Origin of the sequence: Planococcus sp. APC 3900 (assembly GCF_030407735.1) — a bacterium.
GTDB classification, from domain to species: Bacteria; Bacillota; Bacilli; order Bacillales_A; family Planococcaceae; genus Planococcus; species Planococcus notacanthi.
In genome coordinates this window covers 127,209-153,718 of sequence record NZ_JASDCT010000007.1, presented here as the reverse complement: position 1 = coordinate 153,718, position 26,510 = coordinate 127,209, and the positions used below count along the sequence as shown (strand labels likewise).

The 26,510-nt window shown below is 44.1% G+C and carries 27 protein-coding genes and 2 riboswitches; of the genes, 1 reads left to right on the top strand and 26 read right to left on the bottom strand.

Annotated features, from left to right (window positions below; genetic code table 11):
- Nucleotides 1–32 precede the first annotated feature (32 nt).
- From QMA04_RS14725 to QMA04_RS14700, 6 genes are all read right to left on the bottom strand, one after another.
- Nucleotides 33–164, bottom strand: a complete 132-nt coding sequence (locus QMA04_RS14725; RefSeq protein WP_191716507.1) for a methionine/alanine import family NSS transporter small subunit — start codon at nt 162–164, stop codon at nt 33–35.
- A gap of 15 nt (nt 165–179) precedes the next feature.
- Complete coding sequence (locus QMA04_RS14720) at nt 180–1,700, bottom strand: sodium-dependent transporter (protein ID WP_191716508.1); 1,521 nt, start codon at nt 1,698–1,700, stop codon at nt 180–182.
- A 196-nt stretch (nt 1,701–1,896) separates the two neighbouring features.
- Nucleotides 1,897–3,471 carry a Na+/H+ antiporter NhaC family protein gene (locus QMA04_RS14715; protein ID WP_290186668.1) on the bottom strand — a complete coding sequence of 525 codons (1,575 nt, stop codon included), beginning with the start codon at nt 3,469–3,471 and terminating at the stop codon, nt 1,897–1,899.
- A 108-nt stretch (nt 3,472–3,579) separates the two neighbouring features.
- Nucleotides 3,580–3,762: riboswitch (Lysine riboswitch) on the bottom strand.
- Nucleotides 3,763–3,833: 71 nt separating this feature from the next.
- Nucleotides 3,834–5,177, bottom strand: coding sequence for a bifunctional metallophosphatase/5'-nucleotidase (locus tag QMA04_RS14710; RefSeq protein ID WP_290186666.1), 1,344 nt, complete (start codon nt 5,175–5,177; stop codon nt 3,834–3,836).
- Nucleotides 5,178–5,189: 12 nt separating this feature from the next.
- Nucleotides 5,190–6,017 carry a sulfite exporter TauE/SafE family protein gene (locus QMA04_RS14705; RefSeq protein WP_191716511.1) on the bottom strand — a complete coding sequence of 276 codons (828 nt, stop codon included), beginning with the start codon at nt 6,015–6,017 and terminating at the stop codon, nt 5,190–5,192.
- Complete coding sequence (locus QMA04_RS14700) at nt 6,017–6,877, bottom strand: DUF72 domain-containing protein (RefSeq protein ID WP_290186664.1); 861 nt, start codon at nt 6,875–6,877, stop codon at nt 6,017–6,019. Before QMA04_RS14700 ends, QMA04_RS14705 begins: the two co-directional genes overlap by 1 nt.
- Nucleotides 6,878–7,051: 174 nt before the next feature.
- On the opposite strand from QMA04_RS14700, the gene QMA04_RS14695 reads away from it, so the two are divergent.
- Nucleotides 7,052–7,732 (top strand): DNA alkylation repair protein, encoded by a 681-nt coding sequence (locus QMA04_RS14695; protein ID WP_290186662.1) that lies wholly within the window; start codon nt 7,052–7,054, stop codon nt 7,730–7,732.
- A 117-nt stretch (nt 7,733–7,849) separates the two neighbouring features.
- Here the strand turns inward: QMA04_RS14695 and QMA04_RS14690 are convergent, their stop codons facing one another.
- The 20 genes from QMA04_RS14690 to QMA04_RS14595 form a co-directional block, all read right to left on the bottom strand.
- Complete coding sequence (locus tag QMA04_RS14690) at nt 7,850–8,080, bottom strand: hypothetical protein (protein ID WP_290186660.1); 231 nt, start codon at nt 8,078–8,080, stop codon at nt 7,850–7,852.
- A 35-nt stretch (nt 8,081–8,115) separates the two neighbouring features.
- Nucleotides 8,116–8,301, bottom strand: coding sequence for a hypothetical protein (locus tag QMA04_RS14685; RefSeq protein ID WP_191716514.1), 186 nt, complete (start codon nt 8,299–8,301; stop codon nt 8,116–8,118).
- 159 nt (nt 8,302–8,460) lie between these two features.
- Nucleotides 8,461–9,858 carry a Fe-S cluster assembly protein SufB gene (gene sufB / locus QMA04_RS14680; RefSeq protein WP_191716515.1) on the bottom strand — a complete coding sequence of 466 codons (1,398 nt, stop codon included), beginning with the start codon at nt 9,856–9,858 and terminating at the stop codon, nt 8,461–8,463.
- Between the two features lie 20 nt (nt 9,859–9,878).
- The gene (sufU, locus tag QMA04_RS14675; RefSeq protein ID WP_191716516.1) at nt 9,879–10,316 is read right to left on the bottom strand and encodes a Fe-S cluster assembly sulfur transfer protein SufU; all 438 of its coding nucleotides are present in this window, start codon (nt 10,314–10,316) and stop codon (nt 9,879–9,881) included.
- Nucleotides 10,306–11,535, bottom strand: coding sequence for a cysteine desulfurase (locus tag QMA04_RS14670; protein ID WP_191716517.1), 1,230 nt, complete (start codon nt 11,533–11,535; stop codon nt 10,306–10,308). The genes sufU and QMA04_RS14670 overlap by 11 nt, the downstream gene beginning before the upstream one ends.
- Complete coding sequence (gene sufD, locus QMA04_RS14665) at nt 11,535–12,839, bottom strand: Fe-S cluster assembly protein SufD (protein ID WP_191716518.1); 1,305 nt, start codon at nt 12,837–12,839, stop codon at nt 11,535–11,537. Before sufD ends, QMA04_RS14670 begins: the two co-directional genes overlap by 1 nt.
- 18 nt (nt 12,840–12,857) lie before the next feature.
- A complete protein-coding gene (gene sufC / locus QMA04_RS14660) occupies nt 12,858–13,643 on the bottom strand; it encodes a Fe-S cluster assembly ATPase SufC (RefSeq protein ID WP_290186712.1) in 786 nt (261 codons plus the stop codon).
- A 263-nt stretch (nt 13,644–13,906) separates the two neighbouring features.
- Nucleotides 13,907–14,062: a YuzK family famiily protein gene (locus QMA04_RS14655; RefSeq protein ID WP_191716520.1), complete on the bottom strand. Its 156-nt coding sequence runs from the start codon at nt 14,060–14,062 to the stop codon at nt 13,907–13,909.
- 207 nt (nt 14,063–14,269) lie between these two features.
- The gene (locus QMA04_RS14650; RefSeq protein ID WP_191716521.1) at nt 14,270–14,794 is read right to left on the bottom strand and encodes a hypothetical protein; all 525 of its coding nucleotides are present in this window, start codon (nt 14,792–14,794) and stop codon (nt 14,270–14,272) included.
- Nucleotides 14,795–14,893: 99 nt separating this feature from the next.
- Complete coding sequence (locus QMA04_RS14645; RefSeq protein WP_191716522.1) at nt 14,894–16,066, bottom strand: dicarboxylate/amino acid:cation symporter; 1,173 nt, start codon at nt 16,064–16,066, stop codon at nt 14,894–14,896.
- A gap of 151 nt (nt 16,067–16,217) precedes the next feature.
- The gene (locus QMA04_RS14640; RefSeq protein ID WP_290186654.1) at nt 16,218–17,030 is read right to left on the bottom strand and encodes a MetQ/NlpA family ABC transporter substrate-binding protein; all 813 of its coding nucleotides are present in this window, start codon (nt 17,028–17,030) and stop codon (nt 16,218–16,220) included.
- 52 nt (nt 17,031–17,082) lie between these two features.
- Nucleotides 17,083–17,751, bottom strand: a complete 669-nt coding sequence (locus QMA04_RS14635) for a methionine ABC transporter permease (RefSeq protein ID WP_191716524.1) — start codon at nt 17,749–17,751, stop codon at nt 17,083–17,085.
- Nucleotides 17,744–18,769 carry a methionine ABC transporter ATP-binding protein gene (locus tag QMA04_RS14630; RefSeq protein WP_191716525.1) on the bottom strand — a complete coding sequence of 342 codons (1,026 nt, stop codon included), beginning with the start codon at nt 18,767–18,769 and terminating at the stop codon, nt 17,744–17,746. Before QMA04_RS14630 ends, QMA04_RS14635 begins: the two co-directional genes overlap by 8 nt.
- 88 nt (nt 18,770–18,857) lie before the next feature.
- Nucleotides 18,858–18,962, bottom strand: a riboswitch (SAM riboswitch).
- 104 nt (nt 18,963–19,066) lie between these two features.
- The gene (locus QMA04_RS14625; protein WP_191716526.1) at nt 19,067–19,393 is read right to left on the bottom strand and encodes a thioredoxin family protein; all 327 of its coding nucleotides are present in this window, start codon (nt 19,391–19,393) and stop codon (nt 19,067–19,069) included.
- Between the two features lie 5 nt (nt 19,394–19,398).
- Entirely contained in the window at nt 19,399–19,737 is a 339-nt protein-coding gene (locus QMA04_RS14620; protein ID WP_191716527.1) for a ribonuclease M5, read from the bottom strand.
- Nucleotides 19,738–19,964: 227 nt separating this feature from the next.
- Nucleotides 19,965–20,345 carry a glycine cleavage system protein GcvH gene (gcvH, locus tag QMA04_RS14615; protein ID WP_191716528.1) on the bottom strand — a complete coding sequence of 127 codons (381 nt, stop codon included), beginning with the start codon at nt 20,343–20,345 and terminating at the stop codon, nt 19,965–19,967.
- Nucleotides 20,346–20,424: 79 nt separating this feature from the next.
- Nucleotides 20,425–20,778 (bottom strand): arsenate reductase family protein, encoded by a 354-nt coding sequence (locus QMA04_RS14610; RefSeq protein WP_191716529.1) that lies wholly within the window; start codon nt 20,776–20,778, stop codon nt 20,425–20,427.
- Between the two features lie 107 nt (nt 20,779–20,885).
- Nucleotides 20,886–22,667, bottom strand: coding sequence for an acyl-CoA dehydrogenase family protein (locus tag QMA04_RS14605; protein WP_191716530.1), 1,782 nt, complete (start codon nt 22,665–22,667; stop codon nt 20,886–20,888).
- A 130-nt stretch (nt 22,668–22,797) separates the two neighbouring features.
- Nucleotides 22,798–23,973 (bottom strand): acetyl-CoA C-acetyltransferase, encoded by a 1,176-nt coding sequence (locus tag QMA04_RS14600; RefSeq protein ID WP_191716531.1) that lies wholly within the window; start codon nt 23,971–23,973, stop codon nt 22,798–22,800.
- Between the two features lie 28 nt (nt 23,974–24,001).
- Nucleotides 24,002–26,386, bottom strand: coding sequence for a 3-hydroxyacyl-CoA dehydrogenase/enoyl-CoA hydratase family protein (locus QMA04_RS14595; RefSeq protein WP_290186648.1), 2,385 nt, complete (start codon nt 26,384–26,386; stop codon nt 24,002–24,004).
- Between the last annotated feature and the right edge of the window lie 124 nt (nt 26,387–26,510).

The window sequence follows — 26,510 nt, the reverse complement described above, 5'->3', positions numbered from 1 at the left end:
ACCCGGAAACTAGGAGTTTCCGGGCCTTTAAATTAAACGTTATTTGCAGCATCTCTTGCTTTATTCTTTTTGCTGCTTCTAACTGCATGAATGATGCTAGCAGCTAAGCCACCCCAAATGATGACCATCCCAATAATCATGACGACAATCGAACTTACTGTCATATGAAGCTCCCCCTTTTAATTGCGCTCGTCATATTCGCCTTGTTCTTTATGCCATTTACCGATAGAGAAGAGGATTCCAAAGATCAATGCAGCTGCAGCAACAGCCACACCACCTGCTAAGGTGAACATATCGGAATATCCTTCGTAATTTCCGGTTTCCGTTTCAAACTCTTTCAGGATATTCAGTTTCAAAAGTCCAAACATCATATAACCCAGAACGATTGGCGTAATGATTCCTAAGCTGAATTTCCACCAGGCGCCAAGTCGGATATCCGAGATTTCGTTGGCATGGCCTTTGAGAAGATCCGCTTTGCGGAAGACCCAAACAACCAGCACAACTTCCACTAATCCGATTGCTGCAACCCCAAATTGGTTAATGAAGTAATCTGCCAGATCCAGGAAGTACAATCCACCTTGTGTCGCAAACAGAATCGAAATCAAAGCAGCAAGTCCGCCTCCGAATAACACCGCTTTGTTACGGGAAATTCCAAATTTCTCAGAGAATCCAGCGACATAAGTTTCAGTAATTGATATTAATGAAGTCAAACCCGCAAGTGTCAGAGACAAGAAGAACAGAGTCCCGAACAAGCCATTGAATCCTGGAAACTCATTGATGATCTGTGGAAAAACCACAAAAGCAAGACCGACGCCTGCAGTTGCGACATCACCTACAGCGACGCCCTGCTGAGCAGCCATAAATCCAAGAGCTGCAAATATTCCAATCCCTGCTAATAATTCAAAAGCAGAGTTGGCGAATCCTGTGATAAATGCATTATTTGTGATATCTGATTTTTTCGGAAGATAACTTGAGTATGTGATCATGATAGCGAATGCTACTGATAAACTGAAGAAAATATGCCCATAGGCCGCTACCCAAACCGTCGGATTCAGTATGGCATCAAAATCTGGTTGGAAGAAGGCTTCCAATCCTGTCAATGCGCCATCCAATGTGACCGCTCGAATTACAACAGCAAGGAAAATGACCACCAATGTCGGAATGAAAATCCGGTTGGCCAGTTCAATTCCTTTTTTAACACCTGCCAGCAGAATCCCCAATGTAATGATCCACACCAATGCCAATGGAATGAATACACCCCAGACAATTCCGCCGGTCTGTCCCGGTTGAACTGTCAGCTGTAAAAAATCATTGAACAGGAAATCTTGTGTATCCGTACCCCATGCCTGATTGAAAGAAAATATAGTATAGCGCATTGCCCAGGCGATGATTACAGCATAATATACAGATATGATAAAGGACACAAAGACAGCCCACCATCCCATCCATTCCAACTTCTTGCCGCCCATTCTAAAGAATGACAACGGTGCTGACCCGCGATACTTATGGCCAATGGTAAATTCAAGTATAAGAATCGGTATCCCTGCAGTCAACAATGCAAATAGATACGGTATGAAAAATGCACCCCCGCCATTTTCATACGCAACATACGGAAAACGCCATATGTTCCCAAGACCTACTGCAGAGCCGACGGCAGCCATGATAAAGCCGGCACGTGTACCCCATTGCGAACGTTCCATCTCTCTTCCCCCTTTGTTTTCTCCCATTTTATTTACATAAAAATAGGAATTTTGATTATTTTCAGATTATTAGTTAATCTAGAAATAGTATACCGAGAGGCTCCTTTAATGTAAAGATGAAATCAAAATATTTTCTAAAAAAACTATTGCAGCAAAAGTAAAAAGGCAGAGAATAAGCTTCTCTGCCTTCTTTTACTTAAGCATTTTGTTGTTTTTCAATAATAGTTGTCCGTCGTGACCAGACAATGAATAACACTGCCAGCACCAAAGCCACTGTTCCTAATGACAGCAGCAAAGAACCGGTCAAACCTATGACAATATACCCTATTGCAGCAATGACTGCAGCTGTTAATGCATACGGTATCTGCGTTAAGACATGGTCCATGTGATTGCTCCCCGCTCCAGTTGAAGACAAAATCGTCGTATCGGAAATAGGTGAACAATGATCTCCAAACACAGCTCCCGCCAAGACTGCGGATAGCGCCGGCAGCAGCAGCGAAGGTTCCGCTTCAATCATAATGGTTCCAGCAATCGGCAACAGGATGCCGAATGAACCCCATGAAGTTCCTGTTGAGAAAGCCATGATTCCTGCGAGAACAAATAATAAGACTGGCAGAATTGAAGTTGGAATATTGCCATCAGAAACCACACCCGCTAGATAAGCGCCAGTTTCAAGAGAACCGATCAAAGAAGTCAAAGACCAGGCAAAGACTAAAATGAGTACGGCTCCTATCATTGATTTAAGGCCAGCCCAGATGCCTTTTCCAATCCATCCAACAGTAGCTGTTTCGTTCTTTTTCATCTGCAGAACATATAGAATGATCGACGTCAATGCACCCAAAATTCCGCCTGCTAACAGGGAAGCGGGAACATCGGTATTTTCAAAAATCAACCAAATATCGAAAACATGTCCAGCATTCTGATAACCCGTCCAGATCATCGCGCCTACAGTACCGACAATCAACAATAGAATTGGAAGCAATAGGTCTCTTACATGTCCATAAGAATGCGAAGGGAACTCTTCTTTCATTTCACCCGGTATGGTTTTCTTAGGGTCAAAAAGCTGTCCCTTTGTAATTGCCAGCACTTCGTGTTTCTTCATTTCCCCGAAATCCACATCCCGGATAGCTACAAAGAAAACAATCGCCAACGAAGCAACTACATAGAAATTCATCGGTGCCATCCACAGGAAGGCTTCTAAAGCGGAATATTCCACAAAAGTCTGGCCAGCCAAGATCGTAGCAACAATCCCTATGATTGCAGCTCCCCAACTTGAAACTGGCGAGATTACACAAACTGGCGCTGCAGTCGAATCGATGAAATAGGCAAGTTTCGCACGTGAAACTTTGTAGCGGTCGGTGATTGGGCGTGCAACCTGTCCGACAGCCAAAGCATTGAAATAATCATCGATAAAGATGACGATGCCTAAAACCACTGTAAGGACTTTTGCGCCTCTTCTTGACTTGATGCGTGTCGAAGCCCACTCAGCAAAGGCATGGCTGCCGCCGGATAAGCTGACGAACGCGGTGATGATGCCAAGCAATAAAAGAAAAAGAATGATAAAGACATTATAAGCGTTAAAGCCTTCGTCCCAAAAAATGATCGTAAATGATTTGACAAGCTCCTGTAAAGCATCAATTGGTGCAAACCAAGTCAAAATTACGGCTGCCGCGACAATACCTGTCCCCAGTGACAACAGGACACGGCGTGTCAATAACACCATAACGATTGCAATAATCGGCGGCAAAATCGAAAAAATCGTATTCTCCATGAAAACTCCTCCTTATTTTTTGATGGGTGAAAAATGAGACAAAAAAGGCCGACCTCTCCAGTTGGATCAGTCAGCCTTCTACAATTCGTCTGTGCGATACACATCAAACAACCCTGTAGCCCTCCATTTACGCTTCCGCCTAAATGACAGTATCATTCTTGTTCAGAATGATCCCAATCCAATTTCCGGAGACCCCAGAAAATCGATTTCGGCAAAACTTCCTTTCAGATGCGGTCAACGCGGTCAAACTCGCACATCCTACTGATCAGCTCTGCAGCCTCTACCCACCAATATATATTTCTTTGTTAGCATAGCCCAAAATACTGACAAAATCAAATGCCTTTTTAGTCTGAACATTCCTTCTACTTAAGGGCTTTGCTGTGAAAATACTGACTGAAAACATCCCGCAGGAACTCAGGCATGAAATACGTTTTAGGCGCTCTCTTTAAACTCGGGAAAAAATAACCGAATGTCAACATATCCAACGTCACCAGTTTATAGATTTGGTCATGCATCGCCAGCTGTCCATTGATATAAAAATGGTGATCAGTTATCTCCATATTCATATGAAGCATCTTCCCAAAAACCACACCACGGAATCCCATTCCTTTTAATTCAAGCTGTGGCCATTCCGCATTCAGCGATTGCAGGTAGATTTCTTTCAACTCCGCTCCACTCAGTTCGACAAGACACGGATTGATCGGATGTGGCAGCATTTTATGGAAATCATAGCGAGTCAGAGCACCTTTCGGCATATCTTGCATAAAAATTCCAGCATTAAAAAGCGCACAGTCTGCTTCCGTAAATTCGATCAATGCCTGTCCGAATAATAGACCCATCTCGGAGTCTTTAAACCACTCTGCTTTTAAGCTTTTCGTGCTGTGGAAGACCAGTTCCCCCAATTGCAGTTTTCCCTGCTCGACCAGGAATTCATCAAATCCTTCCTCCACTTTTCTTAGTTGGGAAGTCTCGATCAGTTGTGCAGAAGATTTCTCAAACTGCTCCTCTACAGTGACATGGCCGATATAAAAACCAAACTTACCAGCAGCCCCCATCAGCGTATTTCCTTGCCACTTCCCGTCATGAAAAATATGATGGGTATGAGCACCTAAAATAAGGTGGATCTGTGGACAAAGCTCGGCTAATAATTCATCTTCCTTAACACCAAGATGAGACAGGCAGACGATTAGATCCACTTCGTTTTCAATTTCCTTTACTGCTTCTATAATCGATTGTTTTGCATCGGTGATCTTCCAGCCAAGTTTCTGATAAAAGGGGGTGAATTCTGCAGTCGCTCCCACCAGTCCGATGCGTGTGCCATTTTTTGTATGAATAACGTGGAAAGGCTTTGCCCAATCCGGCCGGCGCCCTTGCAAGTCAAATAAATTCGATACCACTACCTCAAAATCCGCTTCAACATATAAATTATTGAGTTCGTCCTTGGACAAGGTGATGCCTTCATTATTGCCGATAGTAACGGCATCGTAATGCACTTCGTTAAGCAAAAGCACATTACCCTGGCCAGCTGTTCCTTCCGTATACGGATGCGAGCGATCAACGTGGTCACCAATATCCAGAATCAAACAAACATCGCCAGCCTCTTCATGCCAGCTTTTCCGCTCAGCGAGAAAAGACTTGATGCGCGGCCAATTCTTGAAATGGCTATGCAAATCATTGGTATGGTAAATATGAATGGTTTCGCTCATGAAAACACCTCTTTAAGAACTAAATATTCCTTCGTAAATCGATCGAAGCCCCAGAACCAGGAGCACTAGACGTAAAATAATGACCAACGTTTCGGAGTTAAGGTGTTTGTTTAGCCGAGCTCCGAGTTTCGCACCAATGTATGCACCTGGGACTACTGCCGCTGTGTAGATCCATGGCACATGCCCCAATGAGATGTGAGTGATGGAATTGATGATGGCTGATAAAAAGACCATGAACATCGATGTTCCGATCGCCACATGAGGCGGAAACAAAAACAATAGAATCATGGCAGGGACAATGATGGATCCTCCACCGATTCCGAAAAGCCCTGAAGCAAACCCCACAAAAAAGGTCAGCAGCAAAGCAAACCAAATAGGGTAACCATATATATATTCTTTCTGCTGCTTATCTATAAAAGTCGTCTGGCGGCCGTTATCAACAAACCAATGGACTTCCTTTAAATGATCTCTAATCAATAAAAGCAAAGAGAGCAGGACCAAAAGAATGCCGAAATAAAGATTGAATGAAGGAAGATCCAGGTTTTTATTGACAAAAGCACCGATTACCGTTCCCGGCGCACTGCCCGCAAAGAAAATGATACCACTTTTGTAATCGACCGTTCCGACTTTCATATAAGCCAAGGTTGAAGACAGACCAGTGAAAATCATCATAATAACGGATAAGCCAACAATTTGTTGAGGAGATAATTCAGGGAAAAAAGCAAAGCCTGTTCCAAGAAATAATAGTGCCGGAACCAGAATGACGCCTCCCCCTAAACCAATCAAAGCGCCTACGATACCGGAAACGATTCCGACAAGCGCCATGACGATAAAAACCATCAAAATTCACCTTCAAACAGATCCATTTGTTTCGGCGAAAGGCCTTCAAATGCCAAACCATTCATTTCCTGAAACTGTTTGGCGTCGCCTGCCGCATGACCTCCCGAATTATTATTGAAGATGACATAAACATTTTCTGTGGTGTCGGATAAAGCCTTTACGGCGCGGCTTATTTCTTCTAATTCTTTTTGATTGTAATCATAGAGATAGCGTACTTCACGCCATTTTTGGCCGTGCCCCGGATTGAGCCAGCCGTGCACATTACGGCCGTGAAGACGCAGCAAGACTTTGTCTTTACGTGTAGACACCGGAACAAGGGGAATGGAACCATCCCCTGCCTGTGGTTCATCACAGACTGAATGGATCAGATGGTTTTCTCGCAGAAACTCCAATGTCTTTTCGCTCATCCCTTCAGCATACCAGGATTGGTGGCGGAACTCGATAGCCATATCAAATTCCTTCAGTCGCTCCGTTATTTCACGAAGCTGGTCGACATTTTCTTTTTGGCAGTCAAACCATGGCGGAAACTGCAACAGCACCATCGCCAGTTTACCGGCTTCTTTCAATGGACGAATGGATTTGCTGAATGCATCAAACATCTCATCGCGCGTTTCAAATGGATTCTCTCCCCGCTGGTGGCCGGTCATGCCCTGATAAGCTTTTACCACAAACTGAAATTGATCAGGAGTTTCCTCAATCCACTTGCGGATATTCCGCTCGGGCTGTACAGCATAGAAAGAGGAATCCAATTCAACGATTGGAAAATGTGCACTGTAATCAATCAATTTTTCTGTTTTCTTTGAGCCTGGGCTATAGACATCCGGATGGTCTCCCCAACCCGTCAAACCTACATAGATCATTGTCCCGCCTCCATTTTTTCGTTATTATTTTATGATAGCATAGAAAAAAACCAGCGTCTTTATAATAGATTTCTGCCGATAGATTAAGCAGAACTGAGGGAATCTATTCTTATTATTCAGTTCCCTGCTTTTGGGTATGCTACACTTTCACAAAAGACTTGGGAGGTTGATCTGATGGAAAAACAGCCTTGGGACTCCAAAGGAATTATAAATAAGTTTGAAGCTCACCGCAACATGGAAATGGCCGCACCAATGGCTGCTTATATGCGCAAACAATTTGCTTTTTTAGGCATTAAAACACCTTTGCGAAAAGCTTTATTGAATCAGCAGTTCCGCGAGTTCCATTTGCCCGAACGCAGGCATTTAACCGAAGAGGTATGGAAACTTTATGAGTTGCCGGAGCGCGAGTACCAATACGCTGCCATTGCTGTGCTTGAAAAAATGAAAACGCAGCTGACTTTGGAGGACCTGCCGTTTTTACAGCAAGTGATTGAAAGCAAATCCTGGTGGGACAGCGTCGACGCCATTGCACCGCGAACTTTGGGGCATGTTATTCAAACAGAACGCGCTGCCGGAACTCTTCATATGCTTAAATGGTCACAAGCAGAAAATATGTGGACAAATCGCGCTGCCATTCTCCATCAATTGAAATATAAGCAAGATACCGATCCTGCAGCACTCAGCCAAATCATTTTGAAGCACGCTGGTTCTTCTGAATTTTTCATTCAAAAAGCCATTGGCTGGGCATTGCGCGAGTATGCTAAAACAGATGCGGAGTGGGTTCGGACTTTCGTTTTCGAGCACTCCCTAATGCCGCTCAGTAAACGTGAAGCGTTGAAAAATATTAAATACTAAAAGCCTTCGTTTCACAGGAAATCCGTTTCTGCTGTGTCTCTTCTCTTTTTAAAAAAATCCCATTGATCATGCAGAAACGCTGTTTTCGTAATGACTGAAAATATCCGAATAAGATAACTAGGCAAAAGGCCTTGCCGCTTCGATGATCGTCTCTCCTCTTTCCATCAACGGGTACTTTGATGCTTTCTGGCCGTTCGCCGGAATTGGCAATCGTTCATATGGATTTTCCATCGTTGTGCCAAAGTTTCTGATAGAACACGAGCTGTAGTGCGATCCGAAAAAGTTGGCAATGGCTTTCGGCAATCCGAAAAAACCCGGCACCAATGCGCCGGGTTTTTTCCTATTCACTATTTTCATCGGTTAAGAAGTTTTATCTTAATGACTTAAAATAATCCGCCTAGCCCTTTTCCGCCAATTACGGATTTAGCCGATTCGAAAAGCTCTTTCTTTTCGTTTTCATCGATTTTCCCGTCTTCATATGCTTGTTTGGCTTGTTCCATGACTTCTTTCGCCTGTCCTAAATCTGCATTGCTTAGTTTTTCTTTCAATGCATCGAATGTTTGACTCATGTCCTACATTCCTCCTTTTAAATTTAAGCTCTTAGTTCCTATACCCATTCTGTAGACCCTAAAACTGAAGAATCCAGCAATCGCCTCTTATTCCCCTGAAAGAAATAAAAATAACCCTTGGCATGAACAATGTCATGCCAAGGGTTTTGGATTAATCTATTAACCGATCGAGCCTTCCATTTCGAACTTGATCAAACGGTTCATTTCAACCGCATATTCCATTGGAAGTTCTTTCGTGAATGGTTCGATAAAGCCCATTACGATCATTTCTGTTGCTTCCTGTTCAGAAACGCCACGGCTCATCAAGTAGAACAATTGCTCTTCAGATACTTTCGAAACTTTCGCTTCGTGCTCCAAAGATACGTTGTCGTTCAGGATTTCATTGTATGGAATAGTATCAGAAGTAGACTGATTATCCATAATCAATGTATCACACTCGATGTTTGAACGAGCGCCATCGGCTTTGCGGCCGAAGTGCACGATTCCGCGATACGAAACTTTACCTCCTTGTTTCGAGATTGACTTCGAAACAATAGAAGAAGATGTATTAGGAGCCAAATGGATCATTTTCGCTCCAGCATCCTGATGTTGTCCTTTGCCGGCGATTGCAATCGACAACGTCATGCCGCGTGCGCCTTCGCCTTTCAAGTAAACAGCTGGGTATTTCATTGTCAATTTCGATCCGATGTTGCCATCGATCCATTCCATTGTACCGTTAGCGTCAACAAATGCACGCTTGGTCACTAGGTTATAGACGTTGTTCGCCCAGTTCTGGATGGTCGTGTAACGGCAATATGCATCTTTCTTCACAATGATTTCAACTACCGCTGAGTGAAGTGAATTCGTTGTGTAGACTGGAGCTGTACAGCCTTCCACGTAATGTACGCTTGCGCCTTCATCGACAATGATCAATGTACGTTCGAATTGACCCATGTTTTCAGAGTTGATACGGAAGTAAGCCTGTAGAGGAGATTCCACTTTGATGCCTTTAGGCACGTAGATGAAAGATCCACCAGACCATACTGCAGTATTCAATGCAGCGAATTTATTGTCAGCTGCCGGGATGACCGACTGCCAGTATTCTTTGAACAGGTCTTCGTTTTCACGAAGAGCGGCACCGGTGTCTTTAAAGACGATCCCCATATCTTCCAATTCAACTTTCATGTTGTGGTAAACCACTTCAGATTCATACTGAGCCGATACACCAGCCAAATATTTTTGCTCTGCTTCTGGAATGCCCAACTTGTCGAATGTGCGTTTGATTTCTTCAGGAACTTCATCCCAAGAAGTCTGGCTTGCTTCAGATGGTTTTACGTAATACGTAATTTCATCAAAGTTCAACGAACCCAGATCTCCACCCCATTGTGGCATCGGCATTGAGTAAAACAATTTCAATGCTTTCAGACGGGATTTCAACATCCATTCCGGTTCTTCTTTGATCTTCGAAATTTCTCTTACAATATCTTCAGTAAGTCCACGTTTGGATCTAAAAACTGAAACATCCTTATCGTGGAACCCATATTTATAATCACCGATTTCCGGCATTTTTTTCGCCATCGTCGTTCCTCCGTTCTGTGTTACGATTTTTCTTCGTTTTGCACGCCTTTTTCCATGGCTTTCCAAGCTAAAGTCGCACATTTAATACGGGCCGGGAACTGAGAGACGCCTTGCAATGCTTCAATATCACCAAGGTCAATCGAATCATCGTACTCTTTGCCAAGCATCATATCAGAAAAGATGCCGGAAAGCCGTAATGCCGTATCAATTTCCTGCCCCTTAACTGCCTGCGTCATCATCGAAGCTGAAGCCATAGAAATCGAACATCCTTCACCGTCAAACTTCGCATCTTTGACGATGCCGTCTTCGACCTGCAAAGTCAGATGGATGCGATCTCCACAGGTCGGATTGTTCATCTCGATATTGACGCTGTTGTTTTCAATTGTGCCCTTATTGCGGGGCGTTTTGTAATGGTCCATAATGACGCGTCGGTATAATTGATCTAAATTAGAAGACATCGTTGAAATACTCCTTTGCTGAACGCAGACCTTCCACTAAGCGGTCAACATCTGACTCGCTATTGTATAAGTAGAAGCTTGCGCGTGCTGTAGCTGTAACTTCCAGCCATTTCATCAAAGGCTGCGCACAGTGATGGCCTGCACGAACCGCAATACCGCTCATGTCAAGGACAGTGGCAACATCATGCGGATGGACATCGTTCAAGTTGAAGGTGACGATGCCTGCCCGATGCTGGGGATCAGCTGGACCGTAGATTTCCAGTCCTTCGATGCCGCCCATTTTATCCATCGCATAAGCAGCCATTTGGTGCTCATGTTTCTCAATTTCATTTAAGCCGATTTCGTTGAGAAAATCAATCGCTGCGCCTAATCCGACAGCACCTGCAATAATAGGTGTACCGCCTTCAAACTTCCAGGGCAGCTCTTTCCAAGTCGAATCGTACAATCCGACAAAATCAATCATTTCTCCACCAAACTCCACCGGTTCCATGTTGTTCAATAATTCTTTTTTGCCATAAAGAACGCCGATCCCTGTAGGGCCGCACATTTTATGGCCGGAAAAAGCAAAGAAATCACAGTCAAGCTGCTGTACATCTATTTTCAGATGCGGTGCTGCTTGAGCGCCATCGACAACCATAACCGCTCCATTTTCATGGGCGATCTGAGCGACTTCTTTGACCGGGTTCATAGTGCCGAGAACATTCGAGACATAGACCATCGAAACAATCTTCGTCCGTTCGGTTACAGCAGCGCGAACCTGCTCCAAGGAAATCGTGCCATCTTTTTCAAGTTCAACATATTTCAAAATGGCTCCACGTTCTTTCGCCAATTGTTGCCACGGAATAATATTGGAATGGTGTTCCATGTAGGTGATGACAATTTCATCGCCTTCATTCACATTGGCTCGGCCGTAGCTTTGCGCAACAAGGTTAATGGCTGTTGTCGTTCCCCGCAGGAAAATGATTTCTTCCGTTGAATTGGCGTTGATGAATTTCCGGACTTTGTCGCGCGCGCCTTCGTACTTTTCAGTTGCACGGTTCCCGAGCGTATGGACGCCCCGATGTACGTTGGCATTGTCGAACTCATAGTAGTTCTTCATGGCTTCGATCACTTGAACCGGCTTCTGTGAAGTGGCTGCGCTGTCCAGATAAACAAGCGGATGCCCATTTATTTCTTGGTTGAGTATCGGAAAATAGCTTTTTATCTCTTGGTTGATCATTAGCGGACTTTCCTTTCGATAACCTCCGTCAATTGCTTTTTAACGCCTTCGATTGGCAATACACGGACAACCGGTGCCAGGAAGCCGTGAATAACAAGACGTTCAGCTTCTTGTTTTGTAATGCCTCGGCTCATCAAATAATACAATTGAAGCGGATCAACACGTCCGACTGATGCAGCGTGTCCTGCAGTTACGTCATCTTCATCGATTAGAAGAATCGGGTTAGCGTCTCCACGTGCTTTTTCACTCAACATCAGCACACGCGATTCCTGTTCGGCATTGGCTTTTGATGCACCGTGTTCGATTTTACCGATCCCGTTGAAAATAGCAGATGCGGCTTCTTTCATCACGCCGTGAGTCAAGATCTGGCCTTCTGAATTTTTGCCCCAATGCCTTACAGTTGTTGTAAAGTTCTGTTTCTGGGACCCTCTTCCAACTACCACTGTTTTTGTATCGCCTGTTGAGTTATCGCCAATCAGGTAAGTTGTATTTTCAGAGATGGTATCGCTGTCGTTCATCATGCCAAGTGCCCATTCAATCGTCGCATCGCGTTTTGCCACTCCGCGGCGGTTGATGTAAGCAGTAAATCCTTCAGCCAATACATCTACTGCGCCGTAAGTGATTTTTGCATTATCTTCCGCAATGACTTCAGAAACGATATTCGCCAATCCGTTCGCGTGCGGAACAGTGGAGATATAGGTTTCAACGTAAGTCACCTGGCTGCTTGTGTCTGCTACCACCAACACGTGGTTGAACAGCGAAGCATCTTCATTGTCATGAATGAATACCACTTGTACAGGTTCTTCAACTATGACGTTTTTAGGAACATAAAGAAATACTCCGCCGTTTAATAAAGCTGCATGAAGTGATGTCAATTTATGTTCTTCAGCTTTTACTGCCTCATTCATAAAGTATTTCCCAACAAGATCTGCATGGTCACGAATCGCTGTGAAGATATCTGTCAAGATAACTCCCTGTGCTTTCAGCTCTTCAGGCAATGCTAAATAGGCTGGTGTATTGTTATGCTGGATATACAAGCTTTTCTGTTTCAAGTCAACAAGAGACTGAACCTCTTCAGGCAGCTCTGTAAGCGATGAGTAAGTTGAACTCTCTGTTGAATGAACCGGAAATTCTGTAAAGTTCCAGGCAGTGATTTTTGTTTTATCAGGTTTTGGCAACGGCAATGTTTCTGCAGCTGCAAGCGCCTGAACACGCAAGTTTGTAAACTCTTCAGGTTCTGATTTAGAAGCCGAGAAGGAACGTACTTCCTGCTCGGTTATTGATAGATTTGTTTCAACCGTCACGTTAGTTGCCCCTTCCAATTAAGCTTGTTGTCCTACAGTCTCATCTTCGATGCCAAGTTCAGCTTTGATCCAGTCATAGCCTTCAGCTTCAAGTTTGTGAGAAAGTTCTTCTCCACCTGATTTGACTACGCGTCCTTGCATCATTACATGGACATGGTCAGGAGTGATGTAGTTCAGCAAACGCTGATAATGAGTGATGATCAAGCAGCCAAAGCTTTCGCTTCTCATTTGGTTAATGCCTTCTGAAACAACTTTCAATGCATCGATATCCAAACCAGAGTCAATCTCATCCAGAATCGCGAATTTCGGTTTGATCATCATCAATTGAAGAATCTCATTGCGTTTCTTTTCCCCGCCTGAGAAGCCTTCGTTCAAGTAACGCTGTGCCATATCTTCCTGCATATCAAGCACTTCCATTTTGCTGTCCAACTCGCGGATGAATTTCATCAATGAAATTTCATCGCCTTCTTCGCGGCGTGCGTTCATTGCTGAACGCATAAAGTCAGCATTAGTCACTCCAGAAATTTCGCTTGGATATTGCATACCTAGGAAAAGGCCAGCGCGTGCGCGTTCGTCAACTTCCATCTCGAGAACGTCTTCGCCGTCCAAAGTGATAGATCCTTGAGTAATTTCATATTTTGGATGCCCCATGATAGCCGATGCTAAAGTAGATTTCCCTGTGCCGTTAGGCCCCATGATTGCATGTATTTCACCTGTATTAATTGTTAAGTCTACACCCTTTAAAATCTCTTTGTCTTCGATTTTAACGTGTAAATCTTTAATGACCAAAGTTGACATGTAAATACCTCCATAAAGTTAATTTTGAATGGCAAAGCATTCTTAATTAGTATCATTCTAATCTTAACCCATATTCACCTTACTGGCAAATCATTAAACTGCTTCAAAAGTTTAAGCAAAACATTTTAGAATACTGTATTTCCTAGTATTTTCTAAAAGCGCTGTATGACAACTGTCATGCTTCTATATTTTCAATAAAAGGTATCTAAATGAGAATCCGTATCAATAAAAAACCAGCATCCGAGGATGCTGGTTCCGTTTTTATATGTTTAGTCTCGATGTACCTGCCGTTCGATTTGGCTGGCTACTTTTTGGCCTAGCTGATAATCCTGTTCACGGCGCTGTTCTACTTCGATGATTTTGTCAGGGTCATTTTGGTACTCGTCAATTCCGAAACCATGTGCGTTTCTGAATGCCTGTTCCATTTTCTCCGTCTTTTCAATTCCTTGCGATTCGATAATGAACCATTCCTTTCAATCTTTTGGGATTTAGGATTACGTTTGTAAGTATACCCCATCAACAACCATATAAACACGGCTATTGTCTAATTAATCTGAAAATAGAACTATTTCCTTATTAATCTACCAATATCAGAAAACCCCAGACAAGTGAATGTCTGGGGTTCAATCTATTTACTGTGAAACTTCATTGTAGACGCTCGAAGGGGCTAAATCCTGCTCCACCAACAATTCATTTAACAAAGCATCCGCTTCACCAAACTTTTTGTCAGCTGCTTCAAAAGAAGCGTCTTTCGCCAATGCTTCGGCTTTCATCTCATAAGATTCCATTATCGCTGTAAATGCTGTTTCGATTTGTTCTTGCTGACCTTCCAATGCTGTTGGAATTTCTAAGGTTTCTACAGCATCTGCCGCATTTTCAGCAGATAGGATAGCTGCATCCTTCATTGTCTGCAGTTCCTCACCCTCTGGCAATGTACCTTCAGCTTGGCCCATTTCAAACAAATTCAAATCGCCGTCAACTGCATTGATCGTATTTGGAATGGCCATATAAAACTTCATCAATTCTTGCTTTACATCTTTGTCCGTTTCAGAAACGCCTGAGTCTGCAGTCGCTTCTTTCGTATCGGATGTTTCATCTGTTCCACATGCCGCCAAAAAAACGGTGGCAGTTAACGCGATTGCTGCAAATTTCTTCATGATGTTTCCCCCTATTGTGTAATATCTCCGTTATAATAGCACAGAAATTACCAATAGAATAGACTAGATGAAATAGCCGCAATCTCCAGAATCGCTTAATTATTGCAAACTTTTCTTGCCATTTGTAAAACGATCTACAATATGTGCCAAAGCGCCGTCACCCGTGACGTTGGCAGCTGTTCCAAAGCTGTCCTGGGCCATGTAAAGGGCGATCATCAACGCCACCATAGTAGGGTCAAATCCAAGCATGACTTCCAGCAATCCGATTGCTGCCATAACAGCGCCTCCCGGAACTCCTGGAGCTGCTATCATCGTAACGCCCAACATTAAAATGAATGGAAAGAAATCGCTGAACACTGGGGTTCCGCCCGTCAACAATAAGACACCGATGGCACAGGACACCAAAGTAATGGTACTGCCTGACAAATGAATCGTCGCAAACAAAGGAACTGTAAAGTCCGCTACCCGTTCATTGGCACCCGATTTGCGTGCCTGGCGAAGCGTCACCGGGATAGTCGCTGCTGAAGACTGCGTTCCTAGAGCTGTAAAATAAGCCGGCATCATGGTTTTTAGTAGGATAAATGGATTTCTTCCTTTCAATGCTCCTGCTGTTGAATACTGCAGCAATAGCATTACCCAATGCAGAATGATGATCATGACAAAGACAATCGCAAACAATGACAGAATTTCAAATACGGCTCCGCCATACGCCATGTTCGCAAAAATACCAAAGATATGAAATGGCAAAAGAGGAATGATGACATAAGAAATTGTCTTTTCAATAATCGCCTGGAATTCATCAAAAAACGAAACCATAACTTTGCTGCCCGTTGACGCCATGCCGATACCGAGCAAGAACGCGAGAATCAGTGCAGACATCACACCAAAGACAGGGGGCATGTCTAATGTAATGAACGTCGCTGCTAATGCCTTTTCCGGATCTTCCATGCCACTTAAAGAACCTTCTTGCATAAAATTAGGCAAGACTGTAACTGCCACAAAAAAAGCTAACACGCCTGCTATGATGGTAGACGCATATGCTGCACCAGTAGCCATCCCCAGTAATTTGCCTGAACCTTTTCCTAATTTCGCAATACCTGGAGCAATGAACCCAAGAATGATCAACGGCACCACAAAGTTTAGGAAATTTCCGAAAAGCGATGTAAAGGTAGCGAAAACCCGCACCATACTTTCCGGTGCAACTAATCCAATAAGGACACCTAAAACGATTGCCACAATGATTCTCGGCAATAAACCAAAATTGAATTTCACGAAATTGTCCTCCTCATATGAACAAATGCTTCTTTTTTATTATTCAAAAGTAGCACAGACTAAGACAAAATGTAAGTTATACATTAATTTACGGAATATTTTTATTATTTCACCAAAAATAAAAAAGCATCCCGAAAGATGCTTTTTAAAATCAATCTACTGGTACGACCGCTCCGCCCCACTCTTCCAGAATGAAATCCTGGATTTCCTGAGATGTCAAAACTTCTACCAATGCTTTTACATTTTCATTCTCTTCATCGCCAGCGCGAACAGCAATAATGTTTACATAAGGCGACTCTGATGATTCAAGTGCAATTGAATCTTCCAACGGGCTAATTCCTGCATCAATGGCATAGTTGGAATTGATCAAGACAGCATCGCCTTCACCGGATTCATACATTTGAACCAGCAGGGCTGCCTCATAGTTCGCGTCAAACTGAAGATTTTTAGGATTTTCAACAACATCGCTTACTTCAGCAGCTGTTTTATCAACGCCTTCAGCCAATTTGATCAAACCTTCAGCTTCAAGCAGTGACAGAATACGCCCATGATCCGCTACCGAGTTGCTCATCAAAATCGTACCGCCTTCTGGAAGTTCATCAAGAGATGCGTAATCCTGTGAGTAGACTCCGATTGGTTCGATGTGGATTCCGCCAGCATTTTCGAATTCATAGCCATGATCCGCTAGCTGTGATTCTAAATACGGAATATGCTGGAAGTAGTTGGCATCAATTTCACCAGACTCCAAGTCTTCGTTAGGGAGGACATAATCCTGATATGTTTCAATTTCCAATTCGATTCCTTGTTCTTCAAGAAGTGGCTGTGCTTGCTCTAGAATTTCAGCATGGGGTACATTGGAAGCACCAACACGCAAAGTCTTAGATTCTTCTTCACCCGCTCCGCCATTTCCGCATCCTGCAAGTACTAAAGCTGTCAACGCTGTTCCTACTACAAATTTCTTCATCTTTATCTCTCCCTTTTGCTGTGTTTTAGTTTATGGAACGGAAAATCCGCAATTACCGTTTATCTGCTTTTGTTGTTACCAAATCACCAATATATTGAATGACGAACACAATGATCAAGATTAGGATCGTCGCCATCAATGTGACGTCTTCACGGCTGCGCTGAAAACCATCCAGGAAAGCCAATGTCCCAAGGCCGCCTGCACCGATGATGCCTGCCATAGCCGTATAGCCGACCAATGCGATGGCTGTTACCGTAATTCCGGAAATCAATGCCGGTTTCGATTCAGGCAGCAGCACTTTCCAAATGATTGTGCCGGTCGTCGCGCCCATAGAGCGTGCTGCTTCGATGACTCCTTTGTCGATTTCCTTTAATGCAATCAACACCATGCGTGCATAAAATGGAGCTGAGCCGATGATCAATGCGGGCAAAGCTGCGTTTGGCCCCCGAATGGAACCCATCAGGAATAACGTAAAAGGAATCAATAAAATAATCAAAATGATAAATGGAATGGAGCGGAATATATTAACGAATGCACCTGTCAGCCAATTGACCACTTTATTTGCCCATAATTGCTTCGGAGCTGTCAAAAATAACAGGATTCCAAGAGCCAAACCGATGATGAATGTAAACAACGTTGATAAAGCTGTCATATAAAGAGTTTCAAGTGTGGCTTCCCACATACTGTCCCAATCTACATTGGGGAATAACGAATCAATCATTGTGCATTACCTCCGTTTGAACATCTTCTGAGTGGAGAAATGCCAAAGCTTCTTCCATTTCACCAGGAGAGCCTTTCAACTGAAGAATCAATGTTCCATAAGCTCCACGTTGCGTATGCGAAATATTGCCTTGGACGATATTGACTTCCACCGAATGGCTGCGAATCAGTTTTGTCAGAATTGGCTGTTCGGTTTGTTCTCCGACAAAAACCAATTTCACCAGTTCGCCTGTCGGATACAACTCACGAAGGTTTTTGATGGTTTCCTGTGAATCTCCACTATCAGTGACCTGGGCCACAAAGCGTTTGGTGATTTCTTCTTTTGGTGATTGGAAAACATTCAGAACATCCCCGAGCTCCACGACACGCCCGCCTTCCATTACAGCAACACGATGACAGATTTTTCGGATGACGTGCATTTCATGAGTAATCAATACGATGGTCAAGCCTAATCGCTTGTTGATATCGACCAATAAATCTAGGATTGCGTCTGTCGTTTCCGGATCAAGTGCAGAAGTTGCTTCATCACATAATAGGACTTCCGGATCGTTCGCCAGCGCACGGGCAATACCGACACGCTGCTTCTGTCCGCCAGACAGTTCCGATGGATAAGCATTTTCGCGGCCCGATAATCCAACCAGCTCAATCAGTTCCTGCACCCGTTTTCCACGCTGCGCTTTTGAGACTCCCGCAATTTCCAAAGGGAATTCGATGTTCTCTTTAACCGTCCTCGACCATAATAAGTTGAAATGCTGGAAAATCATGCTGACTTTTTGGCGCGCTTTCCGCAATTCCCCGCCTTTAATGGACGTAATTACCTTTCCGTTGATTTCCACAGTGCCGGAAGTCGGTTTTTCCAATCCATTCAACAAGCGGATTAATGTACTTTTACCGGCTCCACTATATCCGATAATCCCAAATATTTCTCCATCAGCAATAGATAAATCAACTTGGTCGACAGCCGTAAGAACCGCCTTGCCTGTATCAAATTTTTTCGTCACTTTCTTTAACTCGATCATTCGTTGAACACCCCTGAATCCTAAAAATAAAAAACCCTTCCGCGCATAACTGAGCAGAAGGGCAAACGTATATTATACGGAAACCAATCTCTCATCTTCCAAAGCTTTCGCTTCGTGTGATTTGGCACCATTTCATTTTCATGACGGTTGCCGGGCTTCATAGGGCACTTCCCTCCACCACTCTTAATAAGAGTTCGATATGAAATTAGTAAAACAGAATAGATTTTAATTGGTGGTAAATCTTACGCTTCGCCTATTTCAAATAGAGTCCCGCGCTTTTCTTACCAGAAATTCAATTTACCATGACCGGCTATATTCGTCAACAGATTTCAACTTGCCATATAAATAAGGTACCGATTGGAAAGCGTAAATCTTTTCCTTGAGCTTCCCATTCTCTGTAATCAGCAGGCAAGGAACACTTTCCACTTCATACATTCCTGCAATTTCCTGTACATAGTTCAAGTTCGCTTTGCCAATCGGAAGATCCGGCAATAGTTCTGTGACAACCGACAGCATTTTGGAAGCTACCTGACAAGTCCCGCACATCGGTGTGTATAAGTAATACGCGGTAGTGCGATTGGTATTCTTTTCTTTGATCCATTCTTTATGAGTCCATTCCTGCATCGTCTTCATCCCTCTGTTAATAGCTTATTGACCTGGACATTCGCTGAGATGAGCACATCCATCAGGATCCGGAGCGGCGTTGCTGCGACTTCCTTGTAGCTCCGGTTCACATAAAAATGCCGGGCTTCAGGGAACTCACGCTTGACCAGCTTCCGCAATTTTTCTCCTGAAGAGTCTGCATCCACTAATATAATGATGTCCTGGCCTTCATATGGCAGCAGCAATTCTTCAAGTCTCGTTGGACTTACTGTACCATTTGTGCAAAGAATCGTCACGGGTTCTGCAATGAGCGGTGCAATTCTCGTCTTATCACTGAGCCCTTCCACAACAATCACCTTTCCCATAACACTCACCCCATCGAATATAGAATAAGTTCAAAAGCTGTTTCTATATAAGTTGAAATATACCCCTTTATATTGAGTTATTCCACAAATAAGCTTTTCAAAAACCAGTTGGTGCACGGTTAGTTCAAGAGATTGGACTCGATACCTAGTGAATAGGGGTTCTTCACAACTCTCTCCGTCTTTGGCGCAAATAAAAAAAGCGCCAAATTAAAGGCGCTTTCCGGGAATTATTCGTTGGTCATTTCTTTGTATTGATCAGCATTCATCAGATCACTGATTTCTTCTTCAGAAGGGGCTTCAATAACCACCATCCATGCCTGCTCGTAAGGTGACTCGTTGACGAATTCCGGGCTGTCTTCAAGCTCGGAGTTGACTTCGATCACTTTGCCGCTGATTGGTGCATATAATTCCGAAACTGTTTTAACGGATTCAACGCTGCCGAAAGGCTGGTCTTTTTTCAGTTCATCGCCAACTTGTGGAAGTTCAACAAATACGATATCCCCCAATTCAGCCTGTGCGAAATGAGTAATTCCGATACGCGCATTGCCATCTTCGATCTTAACCCATTCATGTTCTTTAGAATAACGAAGTTCTGCTGGTGTGCTCATCTTGACCCCTCCAAATTATGTAGTTGATTCAATTTCAGTTTGACATAAACATCTGTGAAATACAAGATGATGCCGTTTCTTAAAGCCAGTTATTCTGGTAATCGGCTTCTTTAAAACCTAGTGTCACCTTTTTTCCATCCCAAGCCAACGGACGCTTGATCAACATGCCATCTGAAGCCAAAAGCTCTAATTGCTGTTCTTCGGTCATGGTCGATAATTTGTCTTTCAAGCCAAGCGAACGATAGATTAAACCGCTTGTATTGAAAAACTTCTTCAATTCCACACCGCTAGCCTGATAGATTTCAGCCAATTGTTCTTTTGTCGGCGGGTTTTCTGCGATATGTATTTCATTATATTCCACATTATTTTTGTCCAGCCAGCTTTTCGCTTTCCGGCAAGTTGTGCATTTCGGGTACGCATAATAAGTAATCAAGTTAGAACCTCCCTTTTTTCTAAGCTTACCAAAAAGAAGGCTTTCGGTCGACGCAAAAAAAAACAGGCAAATCCGATAAGTTCGGATCTGCCTGTTACCGTTATCACTTAAACGATGTATTTCTCAACGTCAATCAACTTAACAGCCGCTTCGCGTTTTTTCGCAATGACGTTGTAAGGCGTTGAACGGGTCAATTTACGCAATGCTGAAAGCATCATGCGCTGGTTGTCGCCTTCGATGGCTGCAATCAACGTTTCTTTGGCATCCTTTTCAATCTGGTCGAATGCTTCCTGGCAATAAATCTGCGTATACAGAAGTTTTTGCTTGGCTTTTTCTTCACCTGAAGCAGCAATCGCTTTTTCTGTACGCAACACTACTGATTCCATCGCAAAGACGTTGCTCACGATGTCTGCGATGTTGACAAGCACTTCCTGCTCCGCTTCCAACTTCGTGCCGTATGTCTGAGCCGCTAGGCCTGCAGCAAGCAAAGCAATTTTCTTGGCATTTTTCACCAAGTACTTCTCTTGAGCCAAAGCTTCTGTGCCAACTTCTTCCGGCATCATCATCATCAGTTCTTCCTGAAGCTTCTGTGCATGCTGCAATAATGGCAATTCACCTTTCATTGCTTTGCGCAATAGCGTTCCTGGCACCAATAGACGGTTGATTTCATTTGTTCCTTCAAAAATACGGTTGATGCGTGAATCACGGTAAATGCGTTCAATTTCGTATTCCTGCATAAAGCCGTAGCCTCCGTGCAACTGAACGCCTTCATCTACGATATAATCCAATGTTTCCGTACCGAAGAATTTATTAAGTGAGCATTCTACTGCAAACTCAGCAATCGAATCAGCCACTAATTTGCCATCAGCATGCTGCTCATCCGTAAAGCTGCTCATGCGGTCTTCGAACAATCCAACAGTACGATATACAGAGCTTTCAACTGCGTATAATTTAGATGCCATTGTCGCCAATTTCTCACGCGTCAAGTTGAATGAGGAAATTGGTGTCTTGAATTGCTGCCGCTGGTTCGTGTAAGGGATCGTCAATTCCATTGCGCGCTTAGAAGCCCCGATAGTGCCGACTCCCAATTTGTAGCGGCCGATGTTCAAGATGTTGAACGCAATGATATGTCCGCGCCCAGCTTCGCCCAATAGGTTTTCGACGGGAACTTCAGCGTCCTGCAGAATCAACGTCCGTGTAGAAGACGATTTGATGCCCATTTTCTTTTCTTCCGGTCCAACAGAAACGCCAGGGAATTCGCGCTCTACAATAAATGCAGAGAATTTGTCTCCATCGATTTTTGCATAGACTACGAATACATCCGCAAATCCAGCGTTGGTGATCCATTGCTTTTCACCGTTCAATACGTAATGTGTGCCTGCTTCGTTCAGCTTGGCAACTGTTTTCGCTCCTAATGCATCTGACCCTGAGCTTGGCTCAGTCAAAGCGTAAGCTGCAATCATTTCACCTGTCGCAAGGCGCGGCAAGTAGCTTTGTTTTTGTTCTTCATTACCGAAAAGAACGATTGGCAGTGAACCGATACCGACGTGTGCTCCGTGAGTGATTGAGAAGCCGCCCGCTTTCGACATTTTTTCAGCGATTAAAGCTGATGCGATTTTGTCTAATCCTAAACCGCCATATTGTTCCGGAACATCAGCACCAAGAAGGCCAAGGTCGCCTGCCGTTTTCAACAGACGGACAGAATGCTCAAATTCGTGGTTTTCCAGTTTTTCAACTACTGGCATTACTTCTGTGTTGACGTAATCCTCAGTCGTTTTCGCGATCATTTTTTGTTCTTCTGTGAAATCTTCCGGTGTGAATACCCGTGACAGATCCGCATCTTCAATTAAGAAACTGCCGCCTTTGATCAATGTTTTTGATTGTTCCATTTTGTATTCCTCCTATTTTGTAATTGCTTATTATGTTCTATTTTAAAGAAATCGCTCCAGGCGGACGCTTTCCGCTGGAGTTTCCGCTGATATGCTCCATATCCTTACAAAATATTTATCAAATTCAGTTCTACAGCATTTCAAAGACGCCTGCTGCGCCCATTCCTCCACCGATACACATTGTGACGACACCGAACTGCTTGCCTTGGCGCTTCAATTCACTCATCATACGGATCGTCAGGATCGAGCCCGTCGCCCCCAGTGGATGGCCAAGTGCAATGGCTCCCCCGTTGAAGTTGACTTTGTCGATATCCAATCCAAGCTCCCGAATGACGCCAAGCGATTGGGAAGCGAATGCTTCGTTCAATTCCCATACATCGATGTCATCAATCGTCAATCCAGCCAATTTCAAGGCTTTTGGAATGGCTACAACAGGACCGATGCCCATTACTTCCGGCGGTACGCCGCCAGTTGCAAACGAACGGAATTTCGCAATCGGTTTCAAGCCTAGAGCTTCTGCCTTTTCACGGTCCATCACCAGCAATGCGCCGGCGCCGTCAGAAGTCTGTGAAGAGTTTCCAGCGGTAACCGTGCCACGGGCTGAGAAAGCAGAGCGCAATTTGTTCAAGGTTTGGATGCTGGTGCCATGGCGGACACCTTCATCCATTTCGAACATAGATGTTTTCTCCTGGTATTTATTGTTTTCATCAACATATCGTTTCGTCACTTCGACAGGCACAACTTCTTCATCAAAGTGCCCGGCTGCAATGGCTGCTGCCGCTTTTTCATGGGAACGGACAGAAAATGCATCCTGGTCTTCACGGCTGATGCCGTATTGTGTGGCTACTTGTTCTGCCGTATGCCCCATGCTCATATAGTATTGCGGTGCTGTTTCTGCCAATTTCGCGTTTGGACGGATGACATTGCCCATCATCGGCACCATGCTCATCGATTCTACGCCGCCTGCAATGATTGCTTCAGCTGAACCAACCATGATGCGTTCTGCTGCATAGGCGATCGACTGAAGGCCAGAAGAACAGAAACGGTTGACGGTAACGGCTGAGACCGTATCCGGTAAACCTGCAAGTGCTCCGATATTGCGTGCGATGTTCATGCCTTGCTCTGCTTCCGGCATGGCACATCCCATGATCAAATCATCTATCGGCCCGTCGTACCCGCCAGCCCGCTGTAGCGTTTCTCTAACAACCAATGCGCCGAAATCGTCCGGACGCACCGTGGCTAAAGAACCTTTTGCCGCTTTTCCGACCGGTGTTCGAGCACTGGCCACAATTACTGCTTCACGCATGTGTAGTTCCTCCTTTTATAATCAACGATTAATTACGTAATGGTTTTCCTTTAACCAGCATATGCTGCATGCGCTGCTGGGTTTTCGGTTCTGCTACAAGACTCAAGAACGCTTGGCGCTCAAGATCAAGCAAGTATTGCTCGTCCACTTTTGTGCCATAGGGAACTTTTCCGCCTGACAGTACAAACGCCAGTTTTTTGGCGATTTTTAAATCGTATTCACTGATATAGCCGGAAATGAACATGCCTTCTGCGCCCAATAACAATGTCGCGTAGCCAGGTTCACCGGTTACCGGTACTTTTTCACGCTGCGGTGCCTGATAGCCCGTTTCGTAGAGTGCAAGAGCCGCTTGTTTCGCATCGTAGATCAAATGGTCGCTGTTGACGCTGATGCCGTCCACGAAATTCAAGAAGTTGTTTTCCCGTGCTTCTTCTGCTGACGTGGAGACTTTCGCCATCGCAATCGATTCGAATACTTTGCTGGCGACGTTTTGATAATCTACGGTCACGCCATTTGGCAAACCTTTCAACTGCTTCATATAAAGCTCTTTGTTTCCGCCGCCGCCCGGAATCAGCCCGACGCCTGCCTCCACCAAGCCCATATAGGTCTCCATCGAAGCCTGGATGTGTGCAGCCGGCAATGCCACTTCTGCGCCGCCGCCAAGAGACATGCCGAATGGTGCTGCTACTACCGGTTTATTGCTGTATTTGATTTTCATCATGGCATTTTGGAATGTCTTGATGGTGAAATCAAGTTCAAAAATATTGTCATCCTGTGCTTCCATCAGAATCATGGCGAGGTTCGCGCCTACACAGAAATTCTTGCCCTGATTGCCTATGACTAGCCCTTTGAAGTTTTTCTCCACTTCATCGACTGCGTAATTGATCATTTGCATGATATCCAAGCCAATGGCATTCGAGCGTGAATGAAATTCAAGCAATGCAATCCCGTCGCCTAAGTCAATCAAGCTTGCACCTGAATTTGATTTGATGACGCCGTGCTTTTTCTTGTAGCGTTTCAAGTCAATCACTTTTTCATTCACTGGAACTGGCTGATAGCTTGTGCCGTTGAAGAAATGAAGGTCGTTATTTTCTTCTTTATAGAAGGTTTCGTTTCCGCTGTCGAGCAAGGCCTGCACGAATGCTGGAACCGGATGCCCTTCCTGTTTCATTTTTTCAACTGATTTTTGGACACCGATGGCATCCCAGGTTTCAAACGGACCTTGTTCCCAACCAAAGCCCCATTTCATGGCATTGTCGATCGCAACGATGTCGTCTGCAATTTCCCCGTTCAATTCCGCTGAATAACGCAACGTTGGAGCCAGTATGCTCCAAAGCAGCTCGCCAGTGCGGTCTTCTGCATAAACAAGCGTTTTCATTTTAGCTGAGAGGCCTTTTTGCTGTTTCGCCATTTCCTGTGAAGGCGTTTTCAATTTTCCGGCTGCGCGGTAGTCAAGCGTCTCCGGATCAAGCTCCAGGATTTCTTTGTCTTTTTTCAAGAAAAACCCTTGGCCAGATTTTGCGCCAAGCCAACCGTTCTCTACCATCTTCTTCATAAATACGGGTGCTTCGAACACTTTCTGTTCTTCACCTGAAGTTTGGTCATAGACATTTTTAGCTACGTGCATAAAGGTATCCAGCCCTACAACATCCAATGTACGGAATGTCGCTGATTTCGGACGGCCGATTAATGGCCCCGTTACAGAATCCACTTCCCCGATTGAATAGCCACGTGCCATCATTTCACGCAAAGTGACAAGCAATCCGTATGTCCCAATGCGGTTAGCGATAAAGTTCGGTGTGTCTTTTGCAATTACTACACCCTTGCCTAAAACGTCTTCTCCGAATGTTGTCATAAACTCCACGACTTCAGGAGCTGTAGTTTTCGCAGGAATTACTTCCAACAGTTTCAAATAGCGAGGCGGGTTGAAAAAGTGGGTCCCAAGGAAATGTTTGCCGAAATCTTCCGAACGCCCTTCCACCATCGCATTAATGCTGATGCCTGATGTATTTGAAGAAATGATGGTGCCGTCTTTTCTGACGCCATCAATTTTTTCGTATAATGATTTTTTCACGTCAAGATTTTCAACAATGACTTCAATGATCCAATCGACTTCCTGTAATTTTTCAAGATCGTCTTCCAGATTTCCTGGTGTGATCAATTGAAGATTCTTTTTAGCTGTCAATGGAGCCGGTTTCTGCTTAAGCAGTTTCTGGATAGAACCAGTTGCAATGCGATTGCGTACTGCCTTGTCTTCTAAAGTTAACCCTTTTGCCTGTTCTTCCTTTGATAATTCACGCGGAACAATATCAAGCAATAATACAGGGATTCCTATATTTGCAAGGTGCGCTGCAATTCCTGAACCCATTACACCTGAACCGAGTACAGCCGCTTTTCTAATTTGGTAAGCCACTAGCAAACCCTCCTTGATTTTTTGAATGAACACTCATTCATTTTTTAAGTAAAAAAATAGAACGTTCTCTATGTCTCTTAGTGTAAGTTATATTTCCTTTTTTCGCAATATTTAATCGTTAAAA

Bases quoted from the DNA above. Each gene is read 5' to 3' on its own strand.
- QMA04_RS14725 (WP_191716507.1), bottom strand. From the start codon at position 164: ATGACAGTAAGTTCGATTGTCGTCATGATTATTGGGATGGTCATCATT.
- QMA04_RS14650 (WP_191716521.1), bottom strand. From the start codon at position 14,794: ATGAAGAAATTTGCAGCAATCGCGTTAACTGCCACCGTTTTTTTGGCG.
- sufU (WP_191716516.1), bottom strand. From the start codon at position 10,316: ATGTCTTCTAATTTAGATCAATTATACCGACGCGTCATTATGGACCAT.
- QMA04_RS14655 (WP_191716520.1), bottom strand. From the start codon at position 14,062: ATGGAACAGGCATTCAGAAACGCACATGGTTTCGGAATTGACGAGTAC.
- QMA04_RS14600 (WP_191716531.1), bottom strand. From the start codon at position 23,973: ATGCGTGAAGCAGTAATTGTGGCCAGTGCTCGAACACCGGTCGGAAAA.
- QMA04_RS14635 (WP_191716524.1), bottom strand. From the start codon at position 17,751: ATGATTGATTCGTTATTCCCCAATGTAGATTGGGACAGTATGTGGGAA.
- QMA04_RS14700 (WP_290186664.1), bottom strand. From the start codon at position 6,877: ATGATCTATGTAGGTTTGACGGGTTGGGGAGACCATCCGGATGTCTAT.
- gcvH (WP_191716528.1), bottom strand. From the start codon at position 20,345: ATGAGCACACCAGCAGAACTTCGTTATTCTAAAGAACATGAATGGGTT.
- QMA04_RS14640 (WP_290186654.1), bottom strand. From the start codon at position 17,030: ATGAAGAAATTTGTAGTAGGAACAGCGTTGACAGCTTTAGTACTTGCA.
- QMA04_RS14695 (WP_290186662.1), top strand. From the start codon at position 7,052: ATGGAAAAACAGCCTTGGGACTCCAAAGGAATTATAAATAAGTTTGAA.
- QMA04_RS14685 (WP_191716514.1), bottom strand. From the start codon at position 8,301: ATGAGTCAAACATTCGATGCATTGAAAGAAAAACTAAGCAATGCAGAT.
- QMA04_RS14630 (WP_191716525.1), bottom strand. From the start codon at position 18,769: ATGATCGAGTTAAAGAAAGTGACGAAAAAATTTGATACAGGCAAGGCG.
- QMA04_RS14670 (WP_191716517.1), bottom strand. From the start codon at position 11,535: ATGATCAACCAAGAGATAAAAAGCTATTTTCCGATACTCAACCAAGAA.
- QMA04_RS14705 (WP_191716511.1), bottom strand. From the start codon at position 6,017: ATGGTTTTTATCGTCATGGCGCTTGTCGGAATCGTTTCCGGTATCGTA.
- QMA04_RS14625 (WP_191716526.1), bottom strand. From the start codon at position 19,393: ATGCAGGAATGGACTCATAAAGAATGGATCAAAGAAAAGAATACCAAT.
- QMA04_RS14715 (WP_290186668.1), bottom strand. From the start codon at position 3,471: ATGGAGAATACGATTTTTTCGATTTTGCCGCCGATTATTGCAATCGTT.
- QMA04_RS14720 (WP_191716508.1), bottom strand. From the start codon at position 1,700: ATGGAACGTTCGCAATGGGGTACACGTGCCGGCTTTATCATGGCTGCC.
- sufB (WP_191716515.1), bottom strand. From the start codon at position 9,858: ATGGCGAAAAAAATGCCGGAAATCGGTGATTATAAATATGGGTTCCAC.
- QMA04_RS14605 (WP_191716530.1), bottom strand. From the start codon at position 22,667: ATGGAACAATCAAAAACATTGATCAAAGGCGGCAGTTTCTTAATTGAA.
- QMA04_RS14710 (WP_290186666.1), bottom strand. From the start codon at position 5,177: ATGAGCGAAACCATTCATATTTACCATACCAATGATTTGCATAGCCAT.
- QMA04_RS14620 (WP_191716527.1), bottom strand. From the start codon at position 19,737: ATGGGAAAGGTGATTGTTGTGGAAGGGCTCAGTGATAAGACGAGAATT.